At 40.1% G+C, this 15485-nt stretch carries 17 protein-coding genes; 10 read left to right on the top strand and 7 right to left on the bottom strand.

The window, feature by feature from the left end; translation table 11 throughout:
- Window positions 1-31 precede the first annotated feature (31 nt).
- The 8 genes from IV64_RS12005 (at window position 32) to IV64_RS12045 (ending at window position 8909) form a co-directional block, all read left to right on the top strand.
- The gene (locus IV64_RS12005; RefSeq protein ID WP_057707478.1) at window positions 32-388 is read left to right on the top strand and encodes a type II toxin-antitoxin system YafQ family toxin; all 357 of its coding nucleotides are present in this window, start codon (window positions 32-34) and stop codon (window positions 386-388) included.
- Between the two features lie 356 nt (window positions 389-744).
- The gene (locus tag IV64_RS12010) at window positions 745-2460 is read left to right on the top strand and encodes a glycoside hydrolase domain-containing protein (RefSeq protein WP_237757342.1); all 1716 of its coding nucleotides are present in this window, start codon (window positions 745-747) and stop codon (window positions 2458-2460) included.
- A gap of 93 nt (window positions 2461-2553) precedes the next feature.
- Window positions 2554-3729 (top strand): IS256-like element IS1310 family transposase, encoded by a 1176-nt coding sequence (locus IV64_RS12015; protein ID WP_003561746.1) that lies wholly within the window; start codon window positions 2554-2556, stop codon window positions 3727-3729.
- A gap of 142 nt (window positions 3730-3871) precedes the next feature.
- Window positions 3872-4402, top strand: coding sequence for a hypothetical protein (locus IV64_RS14435; RefSeq protein ID WP_237757343.1), 531 nt, complete (start codon window positions 3872-3874; stop codon window positions 4400-4402).
- A 1148-nt stretch (window positions 4403-5550) separates the two neighbouring features.
- Window positions 5551-6018, top strand: a complete 468-nt coding sequence (locus IV64_RS12030; RefSeq protein WP_003587210.1) for a Dps family protein — start codon at window positions 5551-5553, stop codon at window positions 6016-6018.
- A 246-nt stretch (window positions 6019-6264) separates the two neighbouring features.
- Window positions 6265-7008, top strand: coding sequence for an ABC transporter ATP-binding protein (locus IV64_RS12035; protein ID WP_003581836.1), 744 nt, complete (start codon window positions 6265-6267; stop codon window positions 7006-7008).
- Window positions 6986-8233, top strand: coding sequence for an ABC transporter permease (locus tag IV64_RS12040; protein WP_031547128.1), 1248 nt, complete (start codon window positions 6986-6988; stop codon window positions 8231-8233). The genes IV64_RS12035 and IV64_RS12040 overlap by 23 nt, the downstream gene beginning before the upstream one ends.
- Before the next feature lie 4 nt (window positions 8234-8237).
- Window positions 8238-8909, top strand: a complete 672-nt coding sequence (locus IV64_RS12045) for a TetR/AcrR family transcriptional regulator (RefSeq protein ID WP_057707480.1) — start codon at window positions 8238-8240, stop codon at window positions 8907-8909.
- Window positions 8910-9012: 103 nt separating this feature from the next.
- Here IV64_RS12045 and IV64_RS12050 read toward each other — a convergent pair whose 3' ends face one another.
- The 6 genes from IV64_RS12050 to IV64_RS12075 all read right to left on the bottom strand — a co-directional run bounded on the left by IV64_RS12050 (window position 9013) and on the right by IV64_RS12075 (window position 13587).
- Window positions 9013-9360, bottom strand: coding sequence for a hypothetical protein (locus IV64_RS12050; RefSeq protein WP_057707481.1), 348 nt, complete (start codon window positions 9358-9360; stop codon window positions 9013-9015).
- A 49-nt stretch (window positions 9361-9409) separates the two neighbouring features.
- Window positions 9410-10093, bottom strand: a complete 684-nt coding sequence (locus IV64_RS12055) for an IS6 family transposase (protein ID WP_057707482.1) — start codon at window positions 10091-10093, stop codon at window positions 9410-9412.
- A 212-nt stretch (window positions 10094-10305) separates the two neighbouring features.
- Complete coding sequence (locus IV64_RS12060) at window positions 10306-10863, bottom strand: hypothetical protein (protein ID WP_002825826.1); 558 nt, start codon at window positions 10861-10863, stop codon at window positions 10306-10308.
- A gap of 200 nt (window positions 10864-11063) precedes the next feature.
- On the bottom strand, window positions 11064-12392 hold the full coding sequence (locus tag IV64_RS12065) for a glycoside-pentoside-hexuronide (GPH):cation symporter (RefSeq protein WP_057707484.1): 1329 nt from the start codon (window positions 12390-12392) through the stop codon (window positions 11064-11066).
- A 138-nt stretch (window positions 12393-12530) separates the two neighbouring features.
- Complete coding sequence (locus tag IV64_RS12070) at window positions 12531-13118, bottom strand: recombinase family protein (RefSeq protein WP_057707483.1); 588 nt, start codon at window positions 13116-13118, stop codon at window positions 12531-12533.
- A gap of 106 nt (window positions 13119-13224) precedes the next feature.
- Window positions 13225-13587: a hypothetical protein gene (locus IV64_RS12075; RefSeq protein ID WP_047021676.1), complete on the bottom strand. Its 363-nt coding sequence runs from the start codon at window positions 13585-13587 to the stop codon at window positions 13225-13227.
- Window positions 13588-13647: 60 nt separating this feature from the next.
- On the opposite strand from IV64_RS12075, the gene IV64_RS14190 reads away from it, so the two are divergent.
- Window positions 13648-13986, top strand: a complete 339-nt coding sequence (locus tag IV64_RS14190; protein WP_080952783.1) for an ArsR/SmtB family transcription factor — start codon at window positions 13648-13650, stop codon at window positions 13984-13986.
- A gap of 29 nt (window positions 13987-14015) precedes the next feature.
- On the opposite strand, the gene IV64_RS12080 is transcribed toward IV64_RS14190, so the two are convergent.
- Window positions 14016-15158, bottom strand: a complete 1143-nt coding sequence (locus IV64_RS12080) for an AlbA family DNA-binding domain-containing protein (protein WP_047021677.1) — start codon at window positions 15156-15158, stop codon at window positions 14016-14018.
- A gap of 204 nt (window positions 15159-15362) precedes the next feature.
- Here IV64_RS12080 and IV64_RS12085 point away from each other — a divergent pair, with 204 nt between their 5' ends.
- Window positions 15363-15449, top strand: a complete 87-nt coding sequence (locus IV64_RS12085) for a putative holin-like toxin (protein ID WP_153152501.1) — start codon at window positions 15363-15365, stop codon at window positions 15447-15449.
- The last annotated feature ends 36 nt before the right edge of the window (window positions 15450-15485 follow it).

The following is a 15485-nucleotide window of genomic DNA, read 5'->3' on the forward strand; positions in this document are numbered from 1 at the left end:
CAGATGATGATTATTGGGGTCAGTTTAAATAATGAAAAAACTAAGATTTAAACCACATGCAACCTTTAATGCTGATCTAAAACGGCTAGCCAGTTTAGACAAATCTATTATTGATGAAGTTCAAGCAGCCATTGACCTGTTGCTTGAGCAACAACAATTACCACCAGAATTTGAAGATCATGAGCTTAATCGGCGAATGAGCGGGTATAATGAATTTCACTTACGAGATACCCCGAAAAACAAAATACCAAGCGAAACTAACGATGTCCTGGTGGTTTACACGATTGATAAAGATGAACTAGTCTTAATTGGCATTCGAGTCGGATCGCATGATCGTTTATTTCCTGGTCAAAATCGTTCTAAAAGGTATCGAAAAAATAACGAATAAAAGAAGCTATTTCTGGTATATAAAAATAAATAACCCCTAATATCTACATTATAGATATTAGGGGTTATTCTTTCAACGTTTTCTAGGGGGTATTTGGTAAAAATGGGCCCTTAAAAATATATAGCTTACTTGATCTTCCCATTTTCCTGGAAGATCTTTTTTGTTCGAAAATAATCCGACAAAAATTTGTTTTCTTGTTTTTCTGTGCTAAAATTAAGCCGTCTACTCGAACGTGTGTTCGAATATTGAGCAAATAATTTTTAAGGAGGTTGAATCAGAAACTGCTTACTCATTTGATAGCTTGTTCGTTGTAGGCGCTTATGGTTGCTAAACAACACAGAAAGGACGATTTATGTATGGATGAAATGGTAAAAGAAACACAAGTCTGGCTCAACAAAACTTACGGTAAAGTTTCTGGCTTTGGTAAAGTACCCGAGGACGGTAATACTGGTTGGAACACAGTTTATGGGTTAACTAGAGCCCTGCAACACGAATTAGGTATCACAGATCTAGTTGATAATTTTGGCCCTTCAACTGCCGCTAAATGGGATACTCAATTTGCTAATAAAGTTAAAACTGGCTTTAAGCACAATGTTGTTAAAATAATCCAAGGTGGCTTTTGGTGTAAGGGTATCAACCCTGAAGACTTTACCGGAGAATTTACTACTAACACGGCTGCTGCTGTCGTTGAATTAAAAAAAGACGCCGGTATCAAAGACACCAGCGCCAATGTAAACTCGGATATTATGAAAGCCTTGTTGACAATGAGCGCGTTTGTTTTAGTTCCTGGTGGGGACGCTAAAATCCGTTCAATGCAACAACAGCTTAATCATGATTATCAAGCTTACACTGGTATTTTACCATGTGATGGAATTTATCAAAGGGATACGAACACTGCTTTGATTTATGCTTTGCAGTCAGTGGAAGGTATGGATACTGGAACTGCTAATGGTTATTATGGTCCTGGTACGATCAATAAAACACCAACTGTTAATTCTGGCGCAACTGGGGCAATCGTTAAAATTATTCAATATGGTCTTTACGTTAATGGTTTCTATTCAGGCGCCTTCAATGGCCAATTTACACAAAATGTTGCCGACGGTATAGTTTCCTTTAGAAAATTCATGAAGTTGCCTCCTTATACTTCAACTGCTGACCTAACTGTGATCAAAGGCTTATTAACTAGTAATGGTAACACTAACCGATCTTCAGATGGTGTCGACATGGCTACTCAAATCACATCAGCTGCTACGGCTAAATCACTGAAAGCAGCTGGCTATAACATTATCGGCCGTTATTTGACAGGAAGCGTCGGGACTGGTGCTGATAAACGAGATAAAAATTTGACTAACACTGAAGTTAAACTGCTATTAGATGCTAACCTTAAGATTTTTCCGATTTACGAAGATGGAGGTTATGAAGAAAGTTATTTTAATAGCAAGCAAGGTTTCGCAGACGCTTCTATTGCCGTTAATACTGCACGTCAGCTTGGCCTACCAAGTGGGACAGTTATCTATTTTGCCGTTGATGTTGATATTCAAGATGGAAACATGAGTAGTACGGTTGTCCCCTATTTCGAGGGTATTACTGGTATTATAGGATCAACTGAATATAAAGCAGGTATTTATGGAACACGCAATGCGTGCTTGCATGTAAACCACTTAGTTAAGTATAGTTTTGTTGCTGATATGTCTTCTGGATGGAGCGGAAATTTAGGGTTCAAAATGCCTGAAAATTGGAGCTTTGATCAATTCAATGAATTTACTGGAGCTTCAACAGGGATTGATATGGATCAAGTTGCTGTCTCTGGTAAAGATAACGGAGTTTCTAAAGTTACCAAAGTTAATATAAATCCTAACGCTGCTTTCTTTACCCAACTGCAACAAGTAGAAGACCAGGCATATAGTTATATCAGCGGTGAAAGCTCTTCAACACCTGCTGAACAACTTGTTACCCAATTTTATAGACAATTTTCCTATTCTTCACCAAGTTGGGCACCCTTGGCCGGTGGATTAAATACTAGCTGGTTAGCATTCGCAAACTCAGCAGAGAGCGTAAAATATCTTGTGTAAATGCATAAAAGATTTCTGAATTGTATAGAAATAGGGAATGCCTTCCCTTATGATATTTAGTAACCACAGAAAACATCACAGGAGGCATTCCCCATGAATGAACTTACCACAGAAATTATCGCTGCACTAGCCCAAAAGCAAGATTTGGACGAAGTTTTTCGTCACCACCTCGAAATTGCGATTAACCAGCTGCTTCAAACCGAATTGGCAGAGTTTTTGGGTTACGAACGCTACTCATACGCTGGGATTAACACTGGTAATAACCGCAACGGCAGTTATGAGCGCTCGTTTGATACGAAGTACGGCCAACTTAACTTAACCATTCCTCGAGATCGCAATGGCCGGTTTGAAAATCATACCTTGCCAGCCTACGGTCGGCACAGTGATAATTTAGAAACAACGGTCATTCAGTTGTATACCAAGGGAATTACCACTGCTGAAATTGCCGAACTCATTGAGAAAATGTACGGTGCTCACTACTCCAAAGCCACGGTTTCCAACATGACTAAAGCCGTCAATGAACAGGTTCAAGCTTTCCAGCAACGTCGACTGGCTTCACAATATGCGGCCATCTTCTTAGATGCCACTTACTTGCCGTTAAAGCGGGATACCGTTCAAAAAGAAGCCGTTCATATTGCGATTGGCATTCGTCCAGATGGTACGAAAGAAGTGCTGAACTACCAAGTGGCGCCAACGGAATCGACTGGAATCTGGACTGAACTGCTGGGAACCTTGATCAAGCAGGGCGTTAAAGATGTGCTGTTGTTTGTGGCCGATGGGTTAGTTGGTTTGGATGAAGGCTTGAATCGGCATTTCCCTAAAGCCAAACGACAACGTTGCCTGGTTCATGTTGGGCGGAATCTGATGAACAAAGTTCGCGTAAAAGACCGCAAGGCCGTGATCAGTGACTTTAAACAAGTTCATCGGGCCGCCAACCGTGAAGCAGCCGAACTGAAACTGAATGAGTTCGCCAACAACTGGCATCAGACCTATCCCAAATTAATCAAAGATCTGCTTAAAATGCCGAATTTACTCACTTTCATGGACTTTCCACCAGCTATCCGGCAATCACTATACTCCACTAACCTGATTGAGAACTTTAATAAGCATCTCAAGCGCACCACCCACCACAAAGAACAATTTCCAACGGAAGATTCACTGGATCGCTTCCTGGTTTCTCAGTTTAATGTTTATAACGAGAAGTCTCTGAAGCGGATCCACCGAGGGTTCAAAGGACTCCAGGACACCTTGGAAGCATCATTTATTTAAGTTAGATACATATTATATGTACGAAGGCATTTCATTTACACAAGATTCTTGACGCTACCACTCAGCATTACATGTTTCAAAAGAAAGTGACTTCGAAACTCTTTATGATAGTACTACTGGCATAAAAATTGGCTTACCACACATGATGGCTTCTTTAAACGCACTTTTATTTTGGGGAGAACCACAGTCAGCCTCAGGAATTCAGGACCTTGGGGGCTGGTGTGGAGATCTTTTAACAAGTATAGAAGATGCTCATCTTAACCAGAAAAAATACGGCTCTTTTTATGAATCAATTACTGCATATGTAGGTAATAAAGGGCAATTTGGAAGGGAAGATTTGGTTGACGATTTGGATGCACTTAACGTTTACAGTACAATCCATTCGCAAAACAACCAAACTATATCCAAAATTATTAAAACTTATTACACCGGTAATGAAAGCTCCGTTCGCTTTAATTCTTACCTAAGTAATCGTTTTGATGATGACCTTGATTCACTACAGAACGACACATATACTCTTTTAAAAGGTGGTACAGGTTCATGGGGTGCAGCTTATAAAACCGCTTTATTGGCTTTTAAAAAGTTTAAATTACAAAAATATCCTTCTTATACTGACAGTGAAGCAAAAGACGCCGCTAAAGCTTTTCGCAAGTTAATTGAACAAAACGCATAGAAAGTAATAAGCAAAATGATAAACTATATATATTAGTTTATCATTTTACTTATTTTAGTTTTTTACTTTTATCTAAAAAATAGAAAGAGGTGCTAAATCAGCCTTGTACTCATGGTTAATCGTAATATTAGTTGTTTTTTTTCTCATAACAATTGATTTTTTATATTTATGTGACCATATAAATGATACTATCATTGAAAATGGCTATTTTAAAAACATTCTTACAATTATTATTTCAATTTTATCTAGTTGGTTCATCTCCAAATATTTGGGCCCTTTTTTTCTAAATTTCACTTCAGAAGTTGGAGTTACCAATTCATTCGGCTTTATATTAATAATTGTTGCATTAATAGGCTTTTCACTCCTATTCAACGCTGCAAGGCATGACATTGTAACTAGGAAAAAAACTGTACAGCAGGCTCAAAAAAAATACTTCAGACACAATCAAGTCCTAACTTTTTCTATGGTTCATTACGTAATCGGAATAAGTAGTGTTGTAATAGTTAATAGCATTGTATATTTACCAATCTTCCTCGACTTTTTAATTCCGATTCCCAAAAGTTACCCTGGTAACGTTGAAAAAATTGAACTCCAAGAATTCATTACTTTTATTATTACTCTTGTAATGCCTTTTTTAATCATAGTTTTTACCCCCTTTTCTTTGAAAAAATTACTCTCCCATTTCAATAAATAGGGTCCATTATCTAGTATAGACCCTATATATTCATAGCCCCTTTCTGTTTGGTGTTAAAGTATTAGTCATCGATGTCATGCACTATCTTGTTTAGCTCCGTTTTGATGGAACTGGAAATATTTTCTAGATTGAAATGATTATATATTTCTTTATCCTTAAGCATCCTTTTTTGTGCCTTATTTAATTTACACTCATTGTTACCCACTACCCATTCATCCTTTGTACGTATAAAGGGGTTTTGCGCACTTTCCTTTAACGCGTTTTGAACATCTTCATAAGGTAAATAAAATTCAATTGTAGATTTATTTAATTTTACAATCTACCATATAACGTCTCCATCTTTTCAAAACGACTTAATTCTACGGGCTATAAATAACTTAATTTGCCAGTGTATAACGTTTCAGATTAAGCTACCACTAAGTTATAATAACCATATCGAAAGGAGATCAATCTAATGAAATATACGAAAACCAAAGCAGTATTAAATCAACTCGTTGCCGATTTGAGCCAGATGTCAATGATTATCCATCAGACGCATTGGTACATGCGTGGACCCAACTTTTTGAAGTTGCACCCCTTGATGGATGAGTTCATGGAAGAAATTGACAGCCAACTCGATGTCATTTCTGAACGGCTGATTGCGCTTGATGGCAGTCCTTACTCGACCTTAAAAGAAATGGCCGAAAACACTAAGATTCAAGACTGGCCTGGTGAATGGGACAAAACAACCCCAGAACGCCTCGCACACTTAGTTGATGGCTATCGTTACTTGGAAGACCTTTACCAACACGGCATTGAAGTATCCGATGTTGAAAAAGACTTCAGTACCCAAGATATTTTCATTGGTCTCAAAACCGCAATTGAGAAGAAAATCTGGATGATTCAGGCAGAGCTTGGGTCGGCGCCGGAAATTGATGAATAAAATAATATTAAAAAATCGGTAGGCTTAAACATTGCTAACGCTTATATCAGTGCTGCTATTTAATTAAAATGCGACATCCCAACAACGGGGTGGCGCATTTTTGTTTGCAATGCGGTGACAAATAGGCCGGAAACAAAATAAGTGAGTGATAACTCATTTTAATGTTGACAAACCGAGATGTACTGATTATACTAAGGCCATTAAGTGAGTGAGTATACACTCGCTTTGAGAAAGAGGGTTATTAAAATGGCAACGGATTATGTCATCGCCAAGCAGGTCAGCAAGCACTTTGGGCATCAGCAAGTGCTCAATCAGATTGATTTGACACTGCCGGCTGGAATGATTTATGGCTTGATTGGGCCATCAGGAGCTGGGAAGACCACCTTGATCAAGAGTATTTTAGGGATGGAAGCTGTGGATAGTGGCACTGTTAAAGTCATGGATACGGTGATGCCCAATAGGGCGGTAATGGCACAAGTAGGGTATATGGCCCAAAGTGACGCTTTGTATGAGACACTAACGGCCCGTGAAAACCTGACCTTGTTTGGGCAATTGATGAGCGTTCCAAAAATAAAGTTAGCACAGATGATTGATTATGCAGCCGGATTAGTTGATTTAACGTCCCAATTAGACAAGCGGGTCAGTGGCTATTCGGGTGGGATGAAACGGCGCTTGTCGTTGGCAATTGCCCTGATTCAGGATCCCCAATTATTGATTTTAGATGAACCGACCGTTGGGATTGATCCAGAATTACGGCAACAAATTTGGACCGAACTAAATAAGCTCAAGGATACCGGTAAGTCGATGCTCGTGACAACGCATGTCATGGACGAAGCAGAACGGTGTGATTATCTCATGTTGATTCGGCACGGGATTGCGCTTGCTGAGGGGACACCCGCGGCACTGAAACAACAGTATGCAGTAGATACGATCGAACAGGTCTTTTTGAAAGCGGGGCGGATGCAAGATGCGAACGATGGCAATCGTTAGACGAGTTTTTAAGCAAATGTTACGTGATAAGCGTACCTTGGCGCTGATGTTTTTGGCACCATTGCTGATTATGACGCTGATGTATTTCTTATTTCAAAACAACACGACGCAAGTAGCAAGCTTGGGTGTTCATCATGTAGACCAATCCGTGGTTAACGTGATCGATACCAAAAACGTGACGATTCATCATTATGATAGTTCACAGGCACGGAAAATGATTAAGCAGCATGATCTAGATGGCTATTTGACTCAGAAAAATGGTCAATTGACGATTACTTATTCAAATAGCAATCCAACCAACACGTCTTTAATTAAGGCGAGTTTACAATCAGGATTAGTCAAGTTGAAAATGAAGACGCTGGTGACCGTTACTAAGAAACAGCGCGCGGCCCTTGAATCGCAACAAGCCGCTTTGAAGAAGCTGACAGCAGCCCAGACACAAGCAACGGTGACCAAGCTGAAGACTGCCATTGCACAAGCCCAGGCCCGCGGTGACCAGGCAACTGCTGAGAAATTACAAAAGCAACTCAAGCAGGCCACAGCCACGACGTCTAGTTCGACTCAGTCAGCTAAAGCAACCAGTTATACGACTAAGTCTCATTATATTTATGGTAGTAGTGATTCAACGTTCTTTGAAAGCTTTTTGCCAGCCTTTCTCGGTTTCTTTGTCTTCTTCTTTGTGTTCTTGATTTCTGGCGTTTCACTTTTGAATGAACGCACTACTGGAACCCTAAGCCGGCTACTTGCAACCCCAATTCGACGGAGTGAAATTATTATGGGCTATCTAATTGGTTATGGGGGCTTTGCCATCATTCAGACTGTCCTGACCGTTGTTTTTACAATTACGGTCTTCAAGATTCACTTAGTTGGTAGTATTTGGCTGGTCTTTCTGACTAACTTATTATTAGCGTTAGTGGCTTTGACCTTGGGTATCTTTATTTCCACCTTTGCTAACTCAGAATTTCAAATGATTCAGTTTATTCCACTGATTGTTGTACCACAAATCTTTTTTGCTGGGTTGGTTCCAGTCGATGGCATGGCCAGTTGGTTGCAAGCAATTGCCCACATCATGCCGTTATACTATGGTGCTAATGCGTTGACGGCTGTTGTGACAAAGGGTGCTGGGCTTGGCGATATTGGTGTCAATTTGTTAATATTAGTAGGGTTTATGGTCGTACTAACAATGTTGAATATTGTTGGAATGAAACGTTATCGGAAGGTGTGAGGATATGGAACGACCACGGATACGGGATTATTTTCAACAGGATCTAAGTCAGAATGAAACGATTACACCTAAGCAACGGGCCATCCTCCAGGCAAGTCTCGATTTGTTTGCTGAAAAGGGTTTTGACCAGACCAGTACTAGTGATATTGCACAACGGGCCGGCGTTGCGGAGGGGACGGTCTATCGGCGGTATAAGACTAAGGCTGCCTTACGGGATGCCATCTTAGCACCAATTACCGCGCACATTGTGCCAATCTTAGCGAGTGATTTTTCAGAGGATGAATTACGGCAGCGTTATCCCAGTCTACAGGCATTCGTCACAGCAATTTTTACGGACCGAGTTGCATTTGCTAAAGCTAACGTGAAAGAGTTAAAGGTCATTTTTGAAATGGCAGCTTTTGACACCGAACGACGCGAACAGATTCTTAGCCAGATTGCGCCTAAGATGGTCAAGCAGATGGGAAGTGTCATAAATAAACTAAAAGCAGATCATTTGATTGTGGATTGGCCGAATGATTTGATACTGCAAAGTTTGTTATCGCAGCTATTCGGTTACCTAGCGCAGTTAATGCTGGAATTGCCGGGAACTGAAATTGAGCGCGAACAAGCGTATTTGATTACGGTGATGACCAAAATATTGACCCCGGGTGAACATGATCAAATTACTGGTCAGTGAGCTAACTGTTACTTGATATAAACTAAAGCCACTTCTGTACTTAGCGGTCATTTGAACGCTAAGTACAGAAGTGGCTTTGGTCGTTGCTACGCGTGTTCGTTTGTTAATCTGCTAGTATCGTCATTTTATTCAACAAACTAGTTTGTAACTGGCTGAGTGTGGTCGTCATGTAGACCGGGTAAAGATCTGGGTTGACGAGCCGCTGGGTTGTTCGTGGGAGCTCGGCAAGTTTAGCCTGGGTCGTTGCCTGAATGGTTGTAACCGGAATTGACGTGGTGTTGGACAAATCTACCGGCGCGAGTAAGGGCCGGGCTTCAAAATGGGTGAGTCGCTGTTGACGGTCGACACTGAGTGGGTCACTGGTGACGACGGTTAGGCTGGTCGCATCAACGATCGTCTCGGTAGCTAGTGCAATCAAATCAGCAAAGGCCCGCTTAGGGCTCTGGTGCAAATAGTCTGAGAGTGTGCCTTTTACCTAGTTGTTGATAGGGTGTTGTAGGTTATGCTGGCACCATCGCTTTTAATTCGTCCACGGCTGAAAACCCGATGAGGCTTAGCTCTCGTCGGGTTTTCTTGCGTAATGCATGGATGACTTCAATGCCGCTGAGTGTTGCACTAGCGGTTCGGATGCTTTGGAAACTTGCTGACCGCACCCGGTGTCGTTTAATGAATCGATGATCTTGTTCGATTAAATTGTTTCGATACTTGGAACATTGGTGTGCTGATTTGCTCAAGTAGTCTTGTTTCATCAGGTGCTTCACTGCCTTAAGTGTTGCTCGATATTGATCGGTGACTAAGCGATCAGGACGACCATTGGTCGTCAAAAGCCGTTTCAAAAAGTGATAGGCTGCCGCATAATCACGATGCTTTCGCAGTTCGAAGTCGAGTGTCAGACCGTTGCTATCAATTGCACGATACAGATAAGTCCAATGACCTTTGACGTTAATGTAAGTCTCGTCTATCATCCAACTTTTGGTATGGGAGGTTTGATGTTGGCGCCATAAAGCCTTAAAGATGGGACCATAATGATGAACCCAACGCATGACCGTGGTGTGCTGCACACTAACCCCGCGATCACGTAGCAATTCAACGATATCACGGTAGCTGAGACTGAACCTAAAATAGTAGCCAACGGCTACTATAATGATATCCTGTTGAAAGTGGCGTCCTTTAAAGTAATTCATGCGCACAATCCCTCGTTTCTTGTCACTCAGTATACTAGAATGAAGTTGCCAAGCAAACTTTGCACCAGAGCCGTATTAATCTGTACATATAATGTAAAAAGCTCTATTTATAGGTAAATAAGGTCTTCAAACCCAAAAGTAGCCTTGAAACAGCAGGCGTATTGCCAGTAAGTTTCAAGACTACTTATAGGTTATTTATTCAACTAATTAGTTTAAGCTTTGATGATTTTCCCAACTGCAATTGGTAAAGTAACGTGGGCATCGTAGTTCATGACAGTTCCTTGAACAGTAGCCGGTAGCTTCAAGGTATCCGGCACACCATGAATATAAATGACCCTTTTATCAAGCTGCAAATCGTCACTGCCAAAAGCGGCATTAAACGCTGTCTGCAATTCCTTCAGATCAACGAGTTTGTCATAAGCATAGTGACCTTCTGCATCAGCCACTGGGTAACTGTCATTTGGCACATGCATCTTGGCCGGTTCAGCGTCAAATGGTACCATCGTTGTACCGGAAACCGGTTCTGTTTCTGGCAGATCAACGAAACCGTCACCATTAGCATCTTGTGCCGCTGTGGCGATTTCTGCTGGCTTACCATCCGGGAATCCGTGGAAATGTTCCCAATGCTGCACATTAGCAGGTGTATCAAACATATCGATATGAATCTTCATTTGCGCACCATCAATCGTGAACGTCGCGGCACCGTGCGGCGCGGTGCCAATCTTCTCAGCGTTCAATGGCACGATTTCTGCTGTATACTTTTCAGCCATGCAAACCACTCCTTTTAGATTTAGACTCAGTTTCAGTATAGTGCTAACTGGAACGACTCACAATCTATTGCATTTCAAAAGTGAGGTTGCAAGATTATTTGGCCAATTGCAATAACCGTTGGCGCAAAAAGGTAATAATATCACACCGCACCGGTGTTAGTTAGCAAATCAAAAACTATTATTTAGAATATAATTCGGACTTATTTTCTTGCTTCTATTGCTCGTTCAATCCGCCCCTCATCATAAAGCCGCAATACAAAATACATCCCCACATAAATAACCAACGGAATCCAAACATAATTCAAATCAATCATGGTGAGAGTTGCGGCATTCTGGGTTCGATTGGCAACGTAACCCGAAAAGTGAAACAAACCAGCTGTAATCAAGCCGCCAACACCAAGGCCGACGTTAACGCCAAAGTCATCCGTTGAAGCCAGAACTCCCTCGGCTTGGATCCCCATGCTGGCACCATAACGGATTGTGTCAGCAATCATGATTGAGACGAGGCCGATAATGATCCCATTGCCAATCGAGTTAATCAAGACACCGCCAAACAAGAACCACAGTATTTTGGTATAAACCCCAATCGCAATCACGGCTTGACCAACCAGCGCTATTAAAATACCGCGAAGCATCGTTTGCTTCTTACTGCGAACCTCGGTAATTCGAATGATCAGCAATACCCCGATTAACGCTGCCAGGGTAAAACTGTTAGCTAGTGGTACCAGGTTTTCGTTTCCCACCGTATATTTAAAATAGTAAATGGTTGTCTGATTCTTAATTGCCGTCACCAGCCAGTACATGATAATCACGATTGACATAACGATCCATGGCTGATTATGTTTCAACATTTTTAGGACAGTTGTTAACGGTTGATGGGCAATTTCAGGATTCGCGAACCGTTCGCGAACATGGACAAACGTGTTGATAATCAAAAGAAATGAAATCAGGCTAAACACGATGATTGTGCCCAAGAACCCTTTTTGCTGATTACCGTGGCCGAAGAACGCAACCAAGGGTAATGTGAATACCGCCACCACAATTTGAACCGAACTGCCAAAGAATTGACGAATGACACCCAACAACGTCAACTCACGAGTATTCTGCGACATCGTTGGTAAGATTGACGTGATTGGCAGATTAACAGCCGTATACAGAAATCCAAGGCCTAAATACGTCACATATGCCCAGATTAATTTACCATTATACGAAAAGTTAGGCGTCACAAAGGTGAGAACCGCAAAAATAACGTAAGGTAACGAATACCAGAGGAAGAACGGTCGGCTCTTGCCAAACTGTGAATGTGTGTGATCAATCATGATCCCGATGACAAAACTTTCAACAACGTCAGCTACCCGCGCCACGACAAATAAAATGGCCACCGCGCTTGGTGTCAGTCCATAAACATCAGTGTAAAAGAATAGCAAATAGGTCGTCATCATTTGAAAGACTAAATTATCGGCGGCGTCACTTAAGCCGTAACTAATTCGTTCGGGCCACCGTGTTACCCATTTCGTCGTGCTTTTCATCCCATCATCGCCTTTATCGAAATTGTTAATCAACTTTATCATACTCTAAAATTTGGATGTAAGCTGATTCCTGAGACAACTTTTAAGTAAAGAAAATAGGGACCCTTTCAGTTAACATGTGCTAACCAAAAGGGGGCCCTATTTTCTTTTAATACCGTATTTCACACGGTATCGAATAAAGGTCGTCCGTTTAATCCCTGTATTACGGGCAACATCTACATCACTCATGCCTGCCTGATAAAGTTTAAAAGCATGTTGCAAGCGGGGATCGTCTTGGGTGTATTGGGGTTTGCGCCCATGATATTTACCCTGCTGCTTAGCTAAGGCAATCCCTTGCTGCTGGCGCTCAATAATTCGCTTACGTTCACTCTCGGCCTGATACTTATAGAGTTCAATAATCAAGTTGGTCATCAGTTGACGTAAATTTGGGTCAGCAATCCCTGTCATGGACGGTAAATTCAACACATCTAGGGTAGCACCCTTACTTTGAATGGAGTTCATGATCTTAGTCAAATCATAGTTGTTTCTGCCTAAGCGATCTAATTCAGTGACCATTACAATATCACCCTCACGAATATAGGCCAGCATTTTTTGCAGTTCTGGCCGATTAATGTTAGCTCCACTTAATTTATCCGTAAATAATTTATCAACGTCTTTTAAAGCCGCTAACTGTCGATCTAAATGTTGCTCCTTGGAACTCACACGCGCATAACCAATTTTAGCCATTTTCCAGTTCTCCTTTTGGACAGTTCTAATGAACACTCGTAATTCCTAGTATAGCACAGAAATAAAAAAGGCCACTAGGGTATACCCTAGTGGCCACTTTGATTTTCTACTTACTAATTTCAACTTTCAAAAAGCTTATTTTATTTTGTTGGCTAAATTGGTATTGATCAAAGCCATGAAGCGCAAATAATTTACCATTCCTTTTGCGACCGGCAACAACCCATTCAGTCTTGTATTCATCGTTATTAGGACTGATACAACATAAATGGCGTAGTTCCTGATTATCTTTAAAAAAGTTCTCAAAGAAACTAGCAATCTTAGCTGTATTATCAGCAACAACCCCATTAGCTCCCTCAACAACAGCATCATTGGAAAATAAATTGATGATTTCGTTTAATGCTTGGTGATCACTAGAAGCTAAATCTGATAGTTTAAAGTAATGTTCAATTATTTCTAATTTTTGGTTCATAGCAGTTCCTTCTTTCAATTGTTTAGTATATACTAAACAATTGAAAAGTAAATTATCTTAATGGGAAGTGACAAGAAGGTGACAGATACTGTTTTTACTAACGCTGACATCGACAAATTAACCCTTACTCAAATATTGAAATCACTAAGTGACCCCACTCGGATAAAAATTGTATCCACACTATTTAAAGAAAACCAAGAATGTTCCTGTGAAATTTTTAGTGACCTAGGCAAGAAAAGCAACTTGTCACAACATTATAGGAATCTACGACTAAATGGTTTAATCTCAATTAGACATTCAGGTGTTCATAGTTATCTAACCTTACGACAAGCAGAATTGAATCGACGATTCCCTCATTTATTAAAGACTATCGTTTTTGATTATCAATTAGGAAACTAGTTTAACCTCCGCAGGTTAACGCATAGCCTTCATTTATTTATTGTTTTATTTATATATCGAGTTAACTTTATTTGACTGATCATAGACGAAAAAGTGTGCCTTTCCACATATTTTTTACCGAACGTGGTTGTTAAATGTTTGTTTAGCTCTTTTACTTCTTTATCTTTTGGAGAAAAATCAATTTTTTTGCTTTCTATTTCCGATTCGATTAGTTGTTTTTGTTTGTCATCGCTATACTGTACTATAGAATTAAAATAGTCATCGATCGTAAATGTACCTGTAGCATGTCGTTTTTGATAGTTAACGACATTACCTACTTTTTCTCTAAGGCTATTGGCAAAATAATAATAGTAATATAAATCCTTTATTTTAGAAATTTCAGGATAAATTACAAATCCCCTACCACCATCTAAAGACATGCCTGTTAAAGGATTCATTACATCTTGTTGATTATATTTTAATGAAACAGAAGACCAGAATATTTGGGGATTGGGTAAGTTTACGCTAAAGCTTTCAACCTGTATAGAAGTTTCTTGGTCTTCCCTTTCTTCTATCTCAATGCAAAAATTGGGATCTATATTATAAACAAACTTTTCTGGGTCACCATCATGCCATGACCAATTACAAATGTCATCTAATAAGTACGGGAAACGATCTTTGGGTTTTAAATCGAGGTGGAAATGTTTCTGCCACAATTTTTCCATAGTTTTGTAAGGAGGAACAGATTGAAATCCAAAATCAGAATCTTTATCTCTGAAGAATATAGTCCCCTTGCTAATTGGCCTTCCCTTTCCCTTAAAATCGTCTGCTAAATAAAAGGGGACTTGATCACTATCTTTGATTGTAAGAATATTCACTATTTTGCCATCAACAGGTAGTTTATTGAATATAACGTCTGGAATGGAATCATTGGCAAAATGAACGTGTGTTAAAAAATCGGTGATCATTTGTTGGTTCTTTTGGTTTTTATCTTCATCAGTTATGCCAACAACGTGTTTACTATCATCGATTCCATATATCAAATAGCAATCTTTATGGTGAGCTGTGTTAGCAAAACTTAGAATATCTTTTAGAAGTTCACTATTTGTGTTCTCCCAGCGTTCTTTAAAATCGTAAGTGTCAGTTTCGTGTTGATTTGATTTCAGAATTTCAGATAGTTCAGATATGTTCATGTTTTGCCTCCATAATAATAACCCTTTGTAATTACTTACATGCTTGGTAGATTCCTAGTTTGCCTGTATAATTAAAGTTTGTAGAGAAGTTAAGGCGGTGGCTATTTCCGATCGGAGGTGGTGCTTATGGTGTTAAACCCTTAAAGCCCATAAATCCTAACGAAAGGAGTAGCCTAAGTGTCCGTTGCGGACGCTTTACAATTAATGCTGGCTTTCGGTACCTTTATCGTAGCCTTAATCGCATTAATTGTTGAGCTGATCAAAAGTCAGCAAAAAAATAATCCGTCTTAGCTTTTGGCAGGGCTAACGGATTATTTAATCTATTAT

Origin of the sequence: Lactiplantibacillus xiangfangensis (assembly GCF_001438845.1) — a bacterium.
Lineage (GTDB): Bacteria > Bacillota > Bacilli > Lactobacillales > Lactobacillaceae > Lactiplantibacillus > Lactiplantibacillus xiangfangensis.

Bases quoted from the DNA above. Each gene is read 5' to 3' on its own strand.
- IV64_RS12030 (WP_003587210.1), top strand. From the start codon at position 5,551: ATGAAATATACGAAAACCAAAGCAGTATTAAATCAACTCGTTGCCGAT.
- IV64_RS14190 (WP_080952783.1), top strand. From the start codon at position 13,648: ATGGGAAGTGACAAGAAGGTGACAGATACTGTTTTTACTAACGCTGAC.
- IV64_RS12035 (WP_003581836.1), top strand. From the start codon at position 6,265: ATGGCAACGGATTATGTCATCGCCAAGCAGGTCAGCAAGCACTTTGGG.
- IV64_RS12055 (WP_057707482.1), bottom strand. From the start codon at position 10,093: ATGAATTACTTTAAAGGACGCCACTTTCAACAGGATATCATTATAGTA.
- IV64_RS12080 (WP_047021677.1), bottom strand. From the start codon at position 15,158: ATGAACATATCTGAACTATCTGAAATTCTGAAATCAAATCAACACGAA.
- IV64_RS14435 (WP_237757343.1), top strand. From the start codon at position 3,872: ATGATGGCTTCTTTAAACGCACTTTTATTTTGGGGAGAACCACAGTCA.
- IV64_RS12005 (WP_057707478.1), top strand. From the start codon at position 32: ATGAAAAAACTAAGATTTAAACCACATGCAACCTTTAATGCTGATCTA.
- IV64_RS12075 (WP_047021676.1), bottom strand. From the start codon at position 13,587: ATGAACCAAAAATTAGAAATAATTGAACATTACTTTAAACTATCAGAT.
- IV64_RS12060 (WP_002825826.1), bottom strand. From the start codon at position 10,863: ATGGCTGAAAAGTATACAGCAGAAATCGTGCCATTGAACGCTGAGAAG.
- IV64_RS12045 (WP_057707480.1), top strand. From the start codon at position 8,238: ATGGAACGACCACGGATACGGGATTATTTTCAACAGGATCTAAGTCAG.
- IV64_RS12015 (WP_003561746.1), top strand. From the start codon at position 2,554: ATGAATGAACTTACCACAGAAATTATCGCTGCACTAGCCCAAAAGCAA.
- IV64_RS12010 (WP_237757342.1), top strand. From the start codon at position 745: ATGGATGAAATGGTAAAAGAAACACAAGTCTGGCTCAACAAAACTTAC.
- IV64_RS12070 (WP_057707483.1), bottom strand. From the start codon at position 13,118: ATGGCTAAAATTGGTTATGCGCGTGTGAGTTCCAAGGAGCAACATTTA.
- IV64_RS12085 (WP_153152501.1), top strand. From the start codon at position 15,363: ATGCTGGCTTTCGGTACCTTTATCGTAGCCTTAATCGCATTAATTGTT.
- IV64_RS12040 (WP_031547128.1), top strand. From the start codon at position 6,986: ATGCGAACGATGGCAATCGTTAGACGAGTTTTTAAGCAAATGTTACGT.
- IV64_RS12065 (WP_057707484.1), bottom strand. From the start codon at position 12,392: ATGAAAAGCACGACGAAATGGGTAACACGGTGGCCCGAACGAATTAGT.